Origin of the sequence: Paracholeplasma manati (assembly GCF_025742995.1) — a bacterium.
Lineage (GTDB): Bacteria > Bacillota_I > Bacilli_A > Acholeplasmatales > UBA5453 > Paracholeplasma > Paracholeplasma manati.
On the sequence record NZ_JAOVQM010000003.1, the window covers coordinates 283,608 to 299,516 of the forward strand.

Sequence of the window (15,909 nt, forward strand, 5' to 3'; positions counted from 1 at the left end):
TTATTTATGGTATAATTTAAGTAGGAAAGGAGGACATCAATAATGCCTTATAAAGCCCTAAAAACAAGACTCTATTTGAATTCAAATCACCACCAGTTTCTGTTATCTTTAATGCGTGCTTCTAGAAGCCTATATAATCAAGCGCTCTATAATGCGAGACAATATTTTATAAAAACCAATGGCTACTTATCCTATAACGAAAACTATCAACTACTCAAAGACAGTGAACACTATCGTTACTTAAGTACCACTCAAGGTCAAATGGTCATTCGTAAAGTCGATGAAGCGATGAAAGGCTTCTTTGGATCATTGAAGTCTAAGGTTAAACAAACCATTAGACTACCTAGATACTTAAAGAAAGATACCCATTATCCCATCTATGACCGAATGATCTATAAACCAAATGATAAAGTCTATACATTACCCAGAAGTAACTTCATCAAGAAAGTATCGAAAGAACTTGAAAAGGATTCAAAACAGATTCATAAACATACATTTGAGTTAAATGAAGTAAACGCGTTATCTCTAGACATCCAAACACCAAAATGTATCGAAAACAAACCAATCAAAGAAATCACCATCAAATCTTATTATGATGGCCAGTACATCGAAGTGGTTTATGTCTATCTAGATGAAACACCTAAAGTTGAAACAAGTCATCATACAGAAACCATGGGGATAGATTTTGGGTATAACAACCTAGCGTTTTGTTCAGTAACGAATAATGCACATTTATTGATTGATGGAAAACGATTAAAGAGTATGAATCAGTTTTATCATAAAGAAATCGCTAAGTTAGCGAGCATTAGACCCAATCAAAATGTCTTAACGAAACAAATGATTCGTCTAATGGATAAACGTAACCATCAAATGGATTATGGGATCTATAAAGCAGCTAAACTCATTATCCATCACGCAATAGAAAACAAAGTAAAACAGATTATCATTGGTTATAACGATACCTTCAAAGATGAAAGACTATCAGATACCTATAATCAATGGACCAAGAGTATACCAGTAGCTAAACTAAGAGATCGAATCATCTATCTAGCAGAACAAATAGGTATTGAGACTAAAGTCATCAATGAAGCATACACTTCAAAAGCTTCATATCTCGACCAAGATGAATTCGTTAAAGGTGATTTCTCTGGAGTAAGAATCAAAAGAGGTTTATATAAGAGTCAAAAAGGCACTTTGATCAACGCGGACCAAAATGCCTCATTAAATATGATTCGAAAAGGTAATCCCGATGCCATATGGATAGGGAATAAAGGTGTGAACACACCTAAGCGTACATACCTATTTGGTGTGTAGTCGCTTTAAATAAGACGAGTTAAATCGTTAAGAGGAAATCAAATCATTCTGTAAGGGGTGATTTATTCACCTCTTTGTTCTTTCATGATCAAATGATTTCCATTTGATACTGTTAATCTTTTTTCATGTCAATCATGTTTGATGTATGAAGTGCTTCATAGGATAATTTAATCGAATCTATGATGGCTTGCTTAATATCGTCAGGTTCAACACCCAACAAATTGGAACCAAGGGATGGATCAATGAATTGGTTTGTACACTGCAATGAAGCAAACTTCACCAAATTTAAACCACCTTCAACACCTGCACGTTTTCTTCTTTTGGTTTCGAAAAACATCGCGATTTTAAAGACCACTTTTGGGATAAGAATGATGGGTTTATTCGGTGTACCCAGGGCTTCATGAACGATCACTAAGAATTCACGATTCGTCAAATTATAGTAACCAATTGGGTAGCATTTCGCCCCTTTATGTCTTGTTATCGCGCCATAGATGGCTTGGGCAACCTGTGTGGTTGTTACCATGGTCGTACCTCCTTTTGGATAGTAGGTACGCTTTTTCATTTTAACGATGCGTTCTACAATGATTGTCCAAACTGGTTTTCGACCTTTTTGTACACCGAAAATATAGGGCAGTTCTAACACCGCTACATGAAAAGAATCGTTGGCATGGGATAAAGCAATCCGCGCTTGTTCCACACGACTCTTAATATACGGGTGAGTTTTCGATAATTTCAATGATGGTCTGACCCGATCAAAATACGCAAAGTATGAGCCTAAGATGACGACTTGAGTGATACCTGCTTGTTTAGCTAACTTCAGTAATCGATCTACCGGATCAATATTGTATTTTTTGAACATATCATAAATGGGTGGTTTCGATTCAATTCGCTCATCAATACCCGCCGCGAATACAAATCCTTCACAACCACGCATGTATGACAGTAAGGTTTCATCCGTCATTTGTAAATAATTGCCCAAAATGATTTCTAACCCTGGGATATTAAAATCTGTAGGTAATGGTGGCAAAGCAATCGTGATAACTTGATGTGATTCTTGTATGAATTTGGATGCTGCAGCGCTGCCTAATAAACCAGTACCACCAATCATGAATATTTTCAAGATATCACCTCACATGTTCACGACATGGTCGCTATTTTGAAACATTATAGTTCAAAATAGGTTGATATACAATGCATATTGGTTATTTTTATAATACTTCAATGGTTTTAGCTGTGTAGCCTGCTTCACTGATGGCATTTTTTAGTACATCATTTTGAACGTTTTCAGAAACTTCAATCACCGCATCATTTTGTTTTAGGTTTACTACCACTTGTGATACACCTTCTACTTCATTTAAAGCAGTGGTGACATGTTTAACACAATGCATGCAGTTCATGCCTTCAATTTGAATTCTCTTTTTCATGATTTGACCTCCTTTCTTTGAGGTTTAAATCGTTTTAGTCTAAGTGCATTCATGACCACACTGACACTGGAGAAACTCATCGCAGCACCAGCAAGCATTGGGTCTAATAAGGGTCCGCCAAATAGGTATAACACACCCATCGCTACAGGAATCCCTAACGTATTATAAAAGAATGCCCAGAATAAATTTTCTTTGATATTTATAATGGTCTTTTTGGACAACTCAATGGCCGTTGACACATCTCTTAAATCGTTACGCATTAACACAATATCGGCGGATTCTATCGCCACATCGGTACCATTACCAATAGCGATACCAACATCTGCTAAAGCAAGAGCTGGTGCATCATTGATACCGTCACCGACCATCGCAACCTTAAAGCCTTGATCTTTGAGTTTACCAACTTCTTTGGATTTATCCTCAGGCAATACTTCGGCGATCACCTGTGTAATCCCTACTTCTTGAGCGATGGCTTTCGCGGTGATTTGGTGATCACCCGTCATCATATAGACTTGAATGCCTTTGTTACGCAATAATTCAATGGCTTCTTTGGAAGTCGGTTTAATGGCATCTGCAATCGCAATCAATCCAGCCACAGTTTGATCGATGACCACATAGATCAATGTGTTGCCAGCTTCCGACAATTCATTCGCTAGCTTTTGGAGTTGACCAATCTTCACTTTCAACTGGTTGACGAATTTCACATTTCCAATATAGATTTGTTTGCCATCTATGCTGCCTTCAACCCCAAAGCCAGGGTGATTTAAGAAGTGTTCAACCGCCTTTAACTTGTAATTTTTCGATTTCGCCATCGAAACGATGGCTTCTCCTAGCGGATGTTCGCTATTGACTTCTAAGCTCGCTGAAAGTTGTAATAATTGTTCTTCACTATAGGTACTTGTCGCAATGATTTTTTTAACTTGTGGTACCCCTTGGGTAATCGTTCCAGTCTTATCTAAAACAACCACATCGATTTCATGGGCTTTTTCCAACGCTTCACCACTTTTGATAAGAATCCCATGGCTTGCACCTTTACCTGTACCTACCATGATGGCGGTTGGGGTTGCTAGACCAAGTGCACATGGGCAGGCAATGACCAATACTGCAATCATATTGAGAAAACTGAAATCAAATGACTTACCCATAATTAACCAAAACACAAATGTCAATGCAGCTAAAATCATCACAATCGGTACAAATATACCAGATATTTTATCTGCTAGTTTCGCAATCGGTGCTTTAGAAGACTGTGCATCTTCTACCAGTTTAATGATTTGAGCTAAAGTGGAGTCTTTGCCTACCTTGGTTGCTTTAATCGTTAATGCCCCGTTTTTATTGATGGATGCGCCAATGACGGCGTCACCAGGTTTCTTTTCAACAGGTATCGATTCACCTGTAATCATCGATTCATCGATGCTGGTTAGCCCCGAAACAATGATGCCATCGACTGGCACACGTTCGCCTGGTTTAACCAAAATCACATCGTCTTTGATGACATCTTCAACTGGTATGACATGTTCCTCATTTTGAATCAGAACCGTCGCAGTTTTAGGTGATAAATCCACCAATTTTTTGATTGCTTCTGACGTTTTTCCTTTAGAAATGGTTTCAAAATATTTTCCTAAGATGATGAGTGTAATGATGACAGCGGCCGTTTCAAAATAAAGCGGTGTGGTATGAACCCGTTCAGTGAGAATCAAAAACGTGCCATAAATACCTTGGATAAATGCCGCACCAGTCCCCAAAGCAACCAACGTGTCCATATTCGGATTTTTATGTAATAATGTTTTGAATCCAATGAAATAGAATTGATAACCAATGATGATGACAGGTAAGGTTAACAAAAATTGGGTGATGGCGAAATTTTTAGATGCCATATGAGGATCAAGCCAACCAGGTAGTGGCAATCCTACCATGTGTCCCATGGCGATGTATAATAATGGCAAGGTAAATAGCACTGAGAAAATAAACTTTAACAACATCACTTTACTTGCGCGGTCTTTACTCTTTTGATGTTCATCCATGGTTTTTTCAGTTTTTAATTGATAACCTGCAATCATGATTTTACGTTTTAATTGATCGACATCGAACGCGTTAGGATCGACAGAGATTTTGAGCTTTTCTGTCGTTAAATTGACTTCTGCAGCAATGACACCTGGGGTTTTCTTGGCTGTTTTCTCAACCGCATTCACACAGGCAGCACAGGTCATACCTTCGACTGAAAACTGTTTTGTTTCGGTCATTAAAACCGCTTTGTATCCAGCTTTTTTAACTGAATCCTCAATGGTGTCGATATTGGCTTTTTCGGGGTCGAATTCGACTTCCATTTTATTGGTGATGAGGTTTACTGTGACTTTGCCCACACCATCTACTTTGGTGGTAGCCTTTTCGACACTACGGACACAGGCAGCACAAGTCATCCCTTCAATGAGAAATGTTTTTTTATCCATGTTACATCATCCTTTCAATCAGTTGTTCAATCTCTTTGATTTTGGCTTCAGCATCCTGATTATGAATGGATTCTATCACACAGTGGTTTAAATGCTCTGAAAGTATTTGCTTGTTTGCACGTTTGATCAAAGCGATGGTTGCCATCAATTGATTGGAAATATCGACACAGTAACGCTCTTCATCGAGCATTTTTAGTGCAGCTTCGAGTTGACCTTTCGCATTTTTTAATGTTTGTTGTGCAGTTTGATGTTTCATATTTACCTCCTACACCCCCCCGGTGGGGGTATCACACTTTCATTATAGTATATACATCCCTTAAAAGCAAAGAAAAAAGACGCCCTTATTTAGAATCATCTATCTTTAAGAGCGTCTATCCATATTATTTTTTAGCGCGAATATATTGTTCTGGCCAAACCAGGTCATAACGCATACGTTGGGCAAATCGGAGTGGAAAATAAGGGTCTTTAAGTGCCAATCTGCCGAAGAAAATTAAATCTGCTTCATCCGATTCTAAAACACCATTGGCCATGACGGGGTCTTCAATCAAACCACCAGCGACGACCATCAGATGGGTTTCTTTTCGAATTTTTTTCGCAAACATCAACTGATACCCAGGATAATCATCAATCGGTACCTTTACCAAACCACCTGAGGATACATGGACAATATCCACATAGCCATGAGGTAGACCATTCATGATTTCTGCCCACTGTTGTGGGTGTAACCCTTCCTTAACATAGTCTTCTGCAGAAATGCGGAGGGATAACGGTAAATCCATCGGCCATTCAGAGCGAACGGCTTCGATGACTTCATACAAAAACCGATTTCGATTGTTTTGGGTACCACCATATTGGTCTGTTCTTGTATTGGTCAGGGGTGAGGTAAATTCATGGATCAAATACCCATGTGCCGCGTGTATTTCTATACAATCGAAGTTCGCTTCCTTGGCCCTTCTAGCTGCTTGTTTATAGAGTTCAATCAAGGTTTTGATTTCATCGACAGTGAGCGCATTTGGCGTCGGATAGCCTTCAAATGCGATGGCACTAGGGGCTTTAGGGGTAACGGCTGCTCGTGATTTTCTACCTGCATGGGCAATTTGCAAACATGCTTTCGCATCATTGGCGTGGATTTGTTTGGTAATCCATTTCAATCCTTTGACATGTTCATCGTCCCAAACACCCAAATCATTGGTCGTGATTCTACCATCGGGTTCAATGGCAGTGGCCTCTACAATGATGAAACCAACTTGTCCTATCGCTCTCGATGCATAATGGATGACGTGGAAATCTGTAGCCATGCCTTGTTCGGTGGCACTATACATACACATTGGAGGCATCACGATGCGGTTTTTTAGTTGCATATTTTTAATGGTTATTGGCGTAAATAAGTGAGTCATGATTAGTCGCCTCTTTCCGCTGATTTGAAGACATTATCGAGTTCATTTTTGATTTTTTGCATACGCAGATCGGTACTTGAAATGATATCTGCGCATTCTTTGAGTTCATTTTTAAGGGCTACGGGGACTTGAACATTGTTCTTATATTTCATGTCATGTTCTAAACTCGCCCAAAAGTCCATCGCGATGGTGCGAATTTGTACTTCAACACGCAATCGACGTTTCGAATCGCTAAAATACACAGGTATTTCGATGGTCAGATGTAAACTACGGTAGCCATTTTCTTTGGGTTTTTTAATGTAGTCCTTGATTTGGATTAAGGTCACATCATCTTGAGACACGAACATATTGGCAATTTCATAAATATCATCCAAATAGGTACAAACGATTCTAACCCCAGCGATGTCATTGATGTGTTTGAGGTTATCCAATGTACGCTCAAGCCCATATCTTGACAATTTGTCTAAAATGCTTTGGTTTTTCTTTAAGCGTACTTTAATAAACTCAATCGGATTGCGTCTATAACGCACATTGAGCTCATCGTTCAGTATCTCAAATTTGGTTTGGACTTCACGCATGGCTGCGTAATAAGCCATCATTAAACGTTGGTATTCCGCCTGTTGATGAATGAATTCAATCGGTGTTTGAAGTGTTGATTCGGTCAAGAGGTTCTTTTCAAATTCAATAGACACATTGAAATCCTCACTTTCGTCTACCTTTATTATATCAATAATAAGGGTGTAAATCGAGATGTATCCTTGAATATCTGAATGTTACACCTCATTTTTGATGATTAATTGAAAATTAATCATAAAAAAAATACAAAATGGAAACCATCTTGTATTTTGATTGATTACTGAATAAACTTGAGAATTTCTTGAGCCAATTGATCCGGTTGATCGACCAGTGGTGAATGACCACACGGTTCCAATTTAACATATTTCGCATTTGGTAGTGCTTTTAAGTTATCTAAAACCATGTATTCAGGAACTGTTTTGTCTAAATTGCCCCAAAACATCAATGTATCTGCCTTAATTTGTTTGATAGAACCATCCCCTTTGGTATATAAATTTGGGGTGTCGCTCATATTTAAGCAGGCTAATGCATAATCTGCATCCACCAAACAACGTTGTTTCAGGGTTTCCTTGATATACAATTGATTGGCTTCAGGGGTTGGTTTCTGATGGGTGTAAATCGTTAAATCATAAATATACGACATGAAGAATGCATTTTCAGTAGCGATGGCTTCAAGTATTGGTTTCACTTGAAGTGGATCGGTAGCGAGCTCATCTTTGGATTTATAACCCTCTGTCAAAATCGGCGCATTGTTTTGATCTTTTTTGAAGATTGGGTATCCTTTATGGGTTGTAGAATTAATTAAAATCAACTTAGCAGTGGATTTTGGATAACGACTCGCAAATTCCATCGCGACACCGCCACCTAAAGACCAACCAACAATGGTTGCTTTATCGATTTTGAGTTCTGACATAAATAACTGAACGTCTGTTGCGAGATTCGCAAGTGAATCAAAACGTTGTAAATATGAGGAATCACCAAAACCTCTTAAATCCAATGCAATCACACGGATGTTTTCCGGTAATCGTTCTATGAGCGGTAAATAATATACCGATGACGATAGATTGCCATGAATTAAAATCATGACTGGACCTTGACCTTTTTCAAGATAAGCATAGGTTTCCCCGTTTTTAAGCTGTACAAACTTCTTTTGCATGATGCCCTCCTATATGGTATATTTGGTATCTTTTGCGTTGATAAACCCTAAACATAGGGTTGAAAATAACAACGGTTTTTCATACATGGACGCGTGTCCTGCCCCAGGGATTTTAACCCAATGGCTATTTTTAATCGCTTTCGCAACATACGATTGATTATCGACCGGGGTCAAATAGTCTTCTTCAGCGGATACGATCAAGGTTTCTGCTTCAATCGTAGAAATGGTATTTCTGACATCGTAAGATTCACTCGATTGGGTCAAGCGTTCCATTTGGTCTAAGAATAAGGCATTTGAAAAGACTGGCACCAATACTTTTCGGCGATTTTGCATCCAATCTTGATTGGTTTCGTAAAATAATGGCGAATATATGACTGGAATGGCTGTATTATAATAGGCTTCACCATCGCGGGTTTTACCAGCGGCCATCCACGCCCTACCGATATCCTTTAACCAAGGGTTGGTATAAGCTGCGGTATTGAATAGCACCAAGCGGTCTACCTTAGATTTGTGTTGAATCGCGAATTGAATCGCGATTTCACCCCCATACGAAATGCCTACAATGGAGGCTTGTTCTAGTTTCAAATGGTCGAATAAGGATTTTAACAAGTCTACCTGAATTTGATGTGTGTATGTAGCGCCTAACAGTTTATCGGTTTGACCTTGGTCAAAAAAATCTACTCTAATCAAGCGATTATTCGCTTTAAATGTATCGACAAAGGGTGCCCAACTTCTGGTGGACATCATGATGCCATTCAATAATACAATTGGTTTCCCGCTGCCTTCATCCTCATAAAAGACTTTTTTTTCATTAATCCAAAAATGACTCATGGAGGTATCCTGCTTTAATGGCTTCTTGGGTGAGTTGTGCTCTAAATTTAGGGTGTGCAATGGAAATGAGGAGTTGACATCTTTCACGAATATTGGTACCTCTAAGACTGACTAAACCGTATTCTGTGACGACAAAGTCGACATCATTACGTGATAAGGACACAGCGGCACCAGGCTTTAACATCGAAACAATCTTAGAAACTTCTTCTTTTTCACCAGTCACTGGATTTTTAACCATCGCTGTTGAATATAAGGCGATAAAGCTACGACCACCTTTGGCGTTTTGTGCACCAACGGCCGTATCGCTTTGTCCACCAGTACCGGAGAATTGTTGGGTACCAATGGATTCTGAACAACATTGTCCAGTTAAATCAATTTCGATGGTGGAATTGATCGAAACTTGGTTATCGTTTAACCCGATGATGGCTGGGTCATTAACGTATTTACCGTTTAAAATCCAACAAGATGGGTTGTCATGAACGAAATCATACAGTTCTTGTGTACCCATCGCGAAACAAGCGATGTGTTTACCGCGATGTAAGGTTTTCTTTTTACCTGTGATGACACCAGCTTTGATTAAATTCATCATTTCATTGGTGAACATCTCCGTATGAATACCTAAATCTTTTTTGCCATAAAGCGATTTCGCAACCGCGTTAGGCATCCCACCAATACCGAGTTGAATGGTGTCACCATCGTTGATTTTGTCCGCGATCAAACGGCCAATGATCATATCTTTTTCCGATGGTTCAATGTCAGGTATGGTTGGGACTGGGTAATCAGCTTTGACCATATAATCGATTTCGCTGATGTGCACTTCTAGATCACCTATGGTTCTCGGGAAGTTTGGATTTACTTCAAAAATGACAATCTCAGCGGCCTCGACCATTTGTTTTTCATAAACATTGGATGTCGATAATGAGATATATCCATGTTCATCTGGCATACTGGCTGCTGAAACAAACATGCGTGGTTTTTTATAAAATAAACGTTTATATCCGGCTAAGTGAAGATGGTTTGGAATAAACGAGATATTGCCATGGGGATGTACTTTTCTTAAAACATTGGTATAAAACCAACCATCAAGGTTGAATTTGTTGCGGTATTGTTCTTCAATGAAGAAATCCGCATTCACAATTGGTAAGCAATTGGTGACGGTGACTTTTTCGACACGATCGGCACAGAGGTGTAAGTTCGCCATAAAGAGTTGTGGCTCATTGGCCGCCATCCCTACAACGATTTCATCTTTGGGTCCTACTAAATCAATCATTTCTTTTACAGTAATGTATCTGGCTTGTTTCATAAGTGACCTCTCTTTAAATAGAGGGCGATAGAGGGAGCGAGATGCTCCCTCTGCCCTACAAGGAATGAATTATTTAACTTGAATTTGTGTTAAGGTTTCGATTTCTCTAACTTTAACGAATGCTTTATAAGAAGTTTCAACTTCTACAGTCGCAGGGTTATCACCATTAACGACAGTATATTGTAATAATGACATAGAGTCAATACCCCAACGTTTACCATCACTAAAGTCAACACTACCACCCATTGGTACGTCTAGTGGTTCAGATTCCATCGCTTTGATGAAGGATTCCCAAGTCAATTCTTGACCGGATGCTTCAACTCTTTCAAGACCTTCAATGAAGTTCATAGCTGCAATGTAACCAGCGATTGCGAATGAGTTACCAGCGTATGCTGTCTTTTCACCTTCAGTTAAGAAGCTTGCGGCTTGGATTGCTGCTACGAATGCTACTAAACCTTCTGTACCTTTAGTTGAGGTTAAGTCAACCCATGCATTGGTATAAATATCAAATGTATAGTTGATGGTTGCATCGACTGCAGTTGCGTCAGCGTTCACATAAGATGTAAATACAGGCACGCTTACACCAACATTTTGCATAGTACCGATAGCGGCCTTGAAGGAAACTTGGTTAGATGCGATGATGATGGCAGAAACGCCTTGAGATTGTAAGTTTTGAATGGTTGAAGTTAAGGAAGCTGTATCAGCTGCTGAGAAGGATGCGTAGATGAAGTTGTTATTAACACCATGTGTCTTCGCTTCGATTTCAACACCTTCTTTGATGGAGATACCATCTAATGAAGTGGTATATAATACACCAACTTTAGCATTAGCTGCTAATTTTTGATCTTTGTTCGGACCATATAAAGCTTCTTTTAATGCTCTTGCTGTCATTAATCTACCGTCAGTGAGGTAAATTGGTTGAACTGGCATGACTGGGTCAAGTGGGCTTCTTTCAGTATAAAGTACGTTAACACCAGTTGCTGCGTAAACCATTGGGATACCAGCTTCACGGATGGTGGTTAAGGTTGCAGATACTGTACCTGTACCGAAGTGACCAACCAATGCGAATACTTTATCTTCATTGATCAATTGTTTTGTGTTTGTTAAACCAACAGTTGCGTCAAATGCGTCATCACGGTTAACGTATTCAATGGTTCTACCATCGATACCGCCAGCTTCATTGACCATTTCAAAGGCTGCTTTCATACCTGCCACGAATGGAAGACCTACGAATGATAAAGCACCAGAAATCGCTGCTGTATTACCAACTTTGATGGTGGTTTCAGTGACACCTTGAACGGTGACTGCTCTAACTTCAGTGTAGAAGGATGCAGATAATTCACCAAAGGTAACAACGACATCATACTTACCAACAACACCTTGTTTGAATCCAGAAAGTGTATATTGGCTAGCTGTTAAGATTTGTTTTCTACCAGTAGAATAGGTAACTTCAACGACTAACCCTTCTGGGTTGAATGCTTGGTCGCGGTTATAGATTTGTTGTGTAGGTAGAGATTTTAAATTCAATGCCAATGCAACTTCAGGTGCATCTGGGTTAAATACTGCGATACCGAAAGTTGCAGTAACACCTTCATAAGATACAGTGATGGTTACTAAACCTGGGTTAGCAGTTGTGAATCCTGTTAAAGTATAATCGCTGCTTGTTAAGACTTTTTCAGTCTTATCAGACATCACGGCTTTAACTTCTAAACCTGCACCGTCAAATGCTTCACCAACTAAGTATTCAACTTTAGTCGGAGATGTAACGACGAGTCTGCTAACAGTAACTTCAGCTTCTTGGCACGCAACAAGCGTGAATGCTGCAAAAACTGCTAACAATAATGCTACAATTCTTTTCATATTTTTCTCCTTTTTCTTGCCTATCGGCATATATTATCGTTTCGTTTGAAACTAGAAACCCTTATTTAAGAACCAAGGTACGCATTGACGAGTTTTTCGTCTGCGAGTAATACTTGGCCACTGCCTTCGCCAACAATCTTACCCAATTCAAGGATGTAAGCGTAGTCTGCGATTTTCAATGTTTGAAGCGCATTTTGTTCAACAATCAAAATGGTCTTACCGCGTTCTTTAATCTTCTTAATGATTTCGAAGATATTGCGAACGATGATGGGTGCCAACCCTAAGGATGGTTCATCGAGTAATAATACTTCTGGATTGCCCATCAAAGCTCTACCGATGGCCAACATTTGTTGTTCACCACCCGATAAAGTAGAGGCTTGTTGTTTTCTTCTTTCTTTTAAGACTGGGAAATACCCATATACTTCTTCAAATAATGCTGGAATTTCGGTCTTTTTAACGGTATAAGCACCAGCTAAGAGGTTTTCTTCTACCGTCAATCCCGCAAAAATCATTCGACCTTCTGGGGATTGCTTGATGCCCATTTCAGAGATTTTATGTGGGTCTAGATTGGCAATATTCTTACCTTGATAGAGAATTTCACCAGATTTGACTTTAACTGCCCCTGAGATGGAACGGATGAGGGAGGATTTGCCTGCCCCATTCGCGCCTAATAACGCAACAATGGTCCCTGGTTTAACTTCAATGTGAATACCTTTAACGGCTTTGATGATGCCATAATCGATCACCAAGTTATTGATTTCTAACAGTGACATGATTATTCACCCCCCAAGTAAGCTTCTTGAACCACTGGGTTCGATTTGATTTCGGCTGGTGTTCCGATGGCTAATTTCTTACCGAATGAAATGGCACAAATGGTATCGCACAATTTCATAACCAAGCCCATGTCGTGTTCAACCAAGAAAATGGTACATTTGAACTCGCTTTGAATCTTTCGAATGGTTTCTGTGAGTTTTTCGGTTTCCAAATCGTTTAAACCTGCGGCTGGTTCGTCTAAGATGATGAGTTTTGGATTCGTCATCAGCGTTCTCGCCAACTCAATCAGTTTCAAGACCCCATAAGGTAATCCCATTGGGTAAAAATACATATATTGAGTTAATCCCAGATCATTTAAGACTTTGAGTGCCTTTTCACGAATCACTTTTTCTTCTTTTTTGTATCTTGGTGTATGAAACATATGATCGAAGAAATTCGATTTGTATAAGGTATGTCCAGCAATGAGGAGGTTTTCTAAAATGTTCAATTCCCAAATCAATTCGACGTTTTGGAAGGTTCTAACAATACCGTGTTTCACCACATTATGTACTTTGATGTGGTTTAGTTTCACCACTTTATCGTGATTATCACGGTATATGAGTTCTCCACCCGTCGGTTTGTAGAATTGCGTGATACAGTTGAATACGGTGGTTTTACCAGCCCCGTTTGGACCAATTAAACCGAAGATTTCGCCTTCTTTGACATCAAATGACAAATTATCAACAGCGACCAACCCACCAAACTTCATGGTCAGATTTTGAACACTGAGTAACACTTTAGGATCTAAAGTATGGGTCACGTTTTCGACGTTTTTCATGCTTTACCTCCTTTGGCTTTCCAGGTTTTAATCCAGCCTTGGGCTTTGATTTTCAAATCTCCAAAGAGTTTGACTAACCCACCAGGGTAGTACATAACGATGAGGATGACGAGTGCTCCAGTGAAGAAATATACGGCGTTCCCATTGTCTCTAAAGAAAGGAATTTGTTTTAAAACGATGTCTTTTAATCCAAAAATCACGAATGTACCTAAGGTCACACCCCAAATGGATTTAGACCCACCGACAATAACCGCAGCGAGAATATTCAATGAGATGGCTAGGTTGAATATGCCTGGTTCGGTATACTCAAAGTATGGCATGTAAAGCATTCCGCCGATGACTGCCATGATGGTTGCGAGCACAAAGGCCAATAATCTGTATTTTAAAACCGAGATCCCCATGGCTTGTGCCGCCGATGTGGAATTTTTAATCGATAACATCGCTCTACCTGTAGGGCTATTGACGATATTGATGAATAGAATCATCGATACCACCAATACCGCAACCACAATGAAATACACGATGTTGCGATACATGAGTGCGTTTGCGCCTTCAGTGAATCCGAACAAGTTGAATTGTTCGAATCTAAATCCGCCATCACCACCGGTAATATTACGGGCTTTTCTGAAGATTTCAATCATGATTTCAGCTAACCCTAAGGTGATGATGGCGAGATACATCCCTTCAATACGCAATGAGATAAACCCAACCAACGTACCGAAGACAATCGCGACTGCGATACCAATGATGAATGCGACAACGAGTGGTAAACCAGCACTACCCACAGCGAAGGAAACAATATAGGTACCTAAGCCAATAAAGGCTGCAGTACCCAATGAAGCCAATCCGGTATACCCAAGTAATAAGGAATACCCCAATCCAACAATCGTATAAATCCATACGATGGAGATAAAATCAATGGTCGATTGTTTAAATAAGCCGGCATTACCGAGTAAACGTACCAACACAATCGCGATGGTAAATATGAAAATCCCAAATAAAGGACTATTCTTTAAGTTTTTTAAGGTGTTTTGCATAAGATACCTACACCTTCTTCGCTATCTTCTTGCCAAAGATACCGACTGGCTTGATCAAGATAACGATGAGTAATAAGAAGTATACAAAGGTCAACACCCATTGGTCGATGTTGCTACCAAGGATGTTGATATTCACACCAAAGAGCAAATCTTTGATGATGACTCTTGCAAAAGTAATCATTAAGGCTGCTGCGATTGGTCCGCCAAAGGTATAGAATCCGCCTAAGACGCCTGCTAAGAAGCCGTTGACTTGCATGATGACCATCATGTCTGGTCCAAGTGTGAAGATGAGTGGTGCATATAAGCTTGCAGCTAGTGCCCCTAAACCTCCGGCTAGACCCCAGCTCATTGCTGTGATCATTTTGGTATTGATACCCATCATACCTGCCACTTTTTCATTCGAAGCGGTGGCTCTAACGCCAATACCCCATTTGGTGTATTTTAAGGCGATAAAGATGGCTGTGATGACAATGGTTGAGATGACAATGGCTAAGAATCCATGACCTGATAATGTTAAATTGGGTTGTCCCGCAAACTTCAAGGTGATGTTCCAAGGTACCAATGCTTTCGGTGTTCTTGTTTCCATTCTTAAACTGGTAAACACAACCGAGATTAACCCTGAAATCATTAAGATGACACCCATGGTAATCATTTGTTTGGATACTGGGTTGGAATATTTGGATTTACGAATGATCATCGTATCGATAAATACACCGAAACCTGCCCCAATGATGATTCCGATGATAATGGAAATCACCAAACCAATCCAAGCTTGTTCCACCGAAAAGTATTGTTTTAACCAAGTATCAAACAGTGCTGTCACGGTATAAGCCGATATTGTAGCAATCGAACCTTGTGCGAAGTTCGTAGTGAAAGATGTCTTATAAATGATGACAATCCCTAGGGTAACGAGTGCTAAAATCGATGAATCTTGTAATCCGAGGAATAAGAGGTTAATGATTTCGCGCAT

General features: G+C 39.6%; 15 protein-coding genes. 1 reads left to right on the top strand and 14 read right to left on the bottom strand.

The genetic code is table 11. The features are described 5' to 3' along the window. The first annotated feature begins 42 nt into the window (after positions 1-42). The gene (locus tag N7548_RS05605; RefSeq protein ID WP_263608487.1) at positions 43-1,314 is read left to right on the top strand and encodes an RNA-guided endonuclease InsQ/TnpB family protein; all 1,272 of its coding nucleotides are present in this window, start codon (positions 43-45) and stop codon (positions 1,312-1,314) included. Positions 1,315-1,426: 112 nt separating this feature from the next. On the opposite strand, the gene N7548_RS05610 is transcribed toward N7548_RS05605, so the two are convergent. The 14 genes from N7548_RS05610 to N7548_RS05675 form a co-directional block, all read right to left on the bottom strand. Beyond that, complete coding sequence (locus N7548_RS05610; protein WP_263608488.1) at positions 1,427-2,434, bottom strand: NAD-dependent epimerase/dehydratase family protein; 1,008 nt, start codon at positions 2,432-2,434, stop codon at positions 1,427-1,429. A gap of 88 nt (positions 2,435-2,522) precedes the next feature. Then, positions 2,523-2,738: a heavy-metal-associated domain-containing protein gene (locus N7548_RS05615; RefSeq protein WP_263608489.1), complete on the bottom strand. Its 216-nt coding sequence runs from the start codon at positions 2,736-2,738 to the stop codon at positions 2,523-2,525. Beyond that, positions 2,735-5,188 carry a heavy metal translocating P-type ATPase gene (locus N7548_RS05620; protein WP_263608490.1) on the bottom strand — a complete coding sequence of 818 codons (2,454 nt, stop codon included), beginning with the start codon at positions 5,186-5,188 and terminating at the stop codon, positions 2,735-2,737. The genes N7548_RS05615 and N7548_RS05620 overlap by 4 nt, the downstream gene beginning before the upstream one ends. A 1-nt stretch (position 5,189) precedes the next feature. Continuing rightward, the gene (locus tag N7548_RS05625) at positions 5,190-5,444 is read right to left on the bottom strand and encodes a metal-sensing transcriptional repressor (protein ID WP_263608491.1); all 255 of its coding nucleotides are present in this window, start codon (positions 5,442-5,444) and stop codon (positions 5,190-5,192) included. 124 nt (positions 5,445-5,568) lie between these two features. After that, positions 5,569-6,585 (bottom strand): NADPH dehydrogenase NamA, encoded by a 1,017-nt coding sequence (gene namA / locus N7548_RS05630; RefSeq protein ID WP_263608492.1) that lies wholly within the window; start codon positions 6,583-6,585, stop codon positions 5,569-5,571. Positions 6,586-6,587: 2 nt separating this feature from the next. Beyond that, entirely contained in the window at positions 6,588-7,277 is a 690-nt protein-coding gene (locus N7548_RS05635; protein ID WP_263608493.1) for a GTP pyrophosphokinase, read from the bottom strand. A 161-nt stretch (positions 7,278-7,438) separates the two neighbouring features. Then, a complete protein-coding gene (gene phaZ, locus N7548_RS05640) occupies positions 7,439-8,317 on the bottom strand; it encodes an intracellular short-chain-length polyhydroxyalkanoate depolymerase (protein WP_263608494.1) in 879 nt (292 codons plus the stop codon). A 9-nt stretch (positions 8,318-8,326) separates the two neighbouring features. After that, entirely contained in the window at positions 8,327-9,148 is an 822-nt protein-coding gene (locus N7548_RS05645; protein ID WP_263608495.1) for an alpha/beta fold hydrolase, read from the bottom strand. Beyond that, positions 9,129-10,451 (bottom strand): acetyl-CoA hydrolase/transferase family protein, encoded by a 1,323-nt coding sequence (locus N7548_RS05650; RefSeq protein ID WP_263608496.1) that lies wholly within the window; start codon positions 10,449-10,451, stop codon positions 9,129-9,131. The genes N7548_RS05645 and N7548_RS05650 overlap by 20 nt, the downstream gene beginning before the upstream one ends. Positions 10,452-10,520: 69 nt before the next feature. Continuing rightward, on the bottom strand, positions 10,521-12,311 hold the full coding sequence (locus N7548_RS05655; protein ID WP_263608497.1) for an ABC transporter substrate-binding protein: 1,791 nt from the start codon (positions 12,309-12,311) through the stop codon (positions 10,521-10,523). A 65-nt stretch (positions 12,312-12,376) separates the two neighbouring features. Continuing rightward, positions 12,377-13,078, bottom strand: a complete 702-nt coding sequence (locus N7548_RS05660) for an ABC transporter ATP-binding protein (protein ID WP_373425178.1) — start codon at positions 13,076-13,078, stop codon at positions 12,377-12,379. 8 nt (positions 13,079-13,086) lie between these two features. After that, positions 13,087-13,902: an ABC transporter ATP-binding protein gene (locus N7548_RS05665; RefSeq protein WP_263608499.1), complete on the bottom strand. Its 816-nt coding sequence runs from the start codon at positions 13,900-13,902 to the stop codon at positions 13,087-13,089. Then, on the bottom strand, positions 13,899-14,939 hold the full coding sequence (locus tag N7548_RS05670) for a branched-chain amino acid ABC transporter permease (protein ID WP_263608500.1): 1,041 nt from the start codon (positions 14,937-14,939) through the stop codon (positions 13,899-13,901). Before N7548_RS05670 ends, N7548_RS05665 begins: the two co-directional genes overlap by 4 nt. Before the next feature lie 7 nt (positions 14,940-14,946). Then, a complete protein-coding gene (locus tag N7548_RS05675) occupies positions 14,947-15,909 on the bottom strand; it encodes a branched-chain amino acid ABC transporter permease (protein ID WP_263608501.1) in 963 nt (320 codons plus the stop codon).

What these genes read in the sequence shown, in the direction of transcription:
- N7548_RS05605 (WP_263608487.1), top strand. Translation starts at nt 43, where the DNA reads ATGCCTTATAAAGCCCTAAAAACAAGACTCTATTTGAATTCAAATCAC.
- N7548_RS05615 (WP_263608489.1), bottom strand. Translation starts at nt 2,738, where the DNA reads ATGAAAAAGAGAATTCAAATTGAAGGCATGAACTGCATGCATTGTGTT.
- N7548_RS05620 (WP_263608490.1), bottom strand. Translation starts at nt 5,188, where the DNA reads ATGGATAAAAAAACATTTCTCATTGAAGGGATGACTTGTGCTGCCTGT.
- N7548_RS05625 (WP_263608491.1), bottom strand. Translation starts at nt 5,444, where the DNA reads ATGAAACATCAAACTGCACAACAAACATTAAAAAATGCGAAAGGTCAA.
- namA (WP_263608492.1), bottom strand. Translation starts at nt 6,585, where the DNA reads ATGACTCACTTATTTACGCCAATAACCATTAAAAATATGCAACTAAAA.
- phaZ (WP_263608494.1), bottom strand. Translation starts at nt 8,317, where the DNA reads ATGCAAAAGAAGTTTGTACAGCTTAAAAACGGGGAAACCTATGCTTAT.
- N7548_RS05645 (WP_263608495.1), bottom strand. Translation starts at nt 9,148, where the DNA reads ATGAGTCATTTTTGGATTAATGAAAAAAAAGTCTTTTATGAGGATGAA.
- N7548_RS05650 (WP_263608496.1), bottom strand. Translation starts at nt 10,451, where the DNA reads ATGAAACAAGCCAGATACATTACTGTAAAAGAAATGATTGATTTAGTA.
- N7548_RS05655 (WP_263608497.1), bottom strand. Translation starts at nt 12,311, where the DNA reads ATGAAAAGAATTGTAGCATTATTGTTAGCAGTTTTTGCAGCATTCACG.
- N7548_RS05665 (WP_263608499.1), bottom strand. Translation starts at nt 13,902, where the DNA reads ATGAAAAACGTCGAAAACGTGACCCATACTTTAGATCCTAAAGTGTTA.
- N7548_RS05670 (WP_263608500.1), bottom strand. Translation starts at nt 14,939, where the DNA reads ATGCAAAACACCTTAAAAAACTTAAAGAATAGTCCTTTATTTGGGATT.
- N7548_RS05675 (WP_263608501.1), bottom strand. Translation starts at nt 15,909, where the DNA reads ATGCGCGAAATCATTAACCTCTTATTCCTCGGATTACAAGATTCATCG.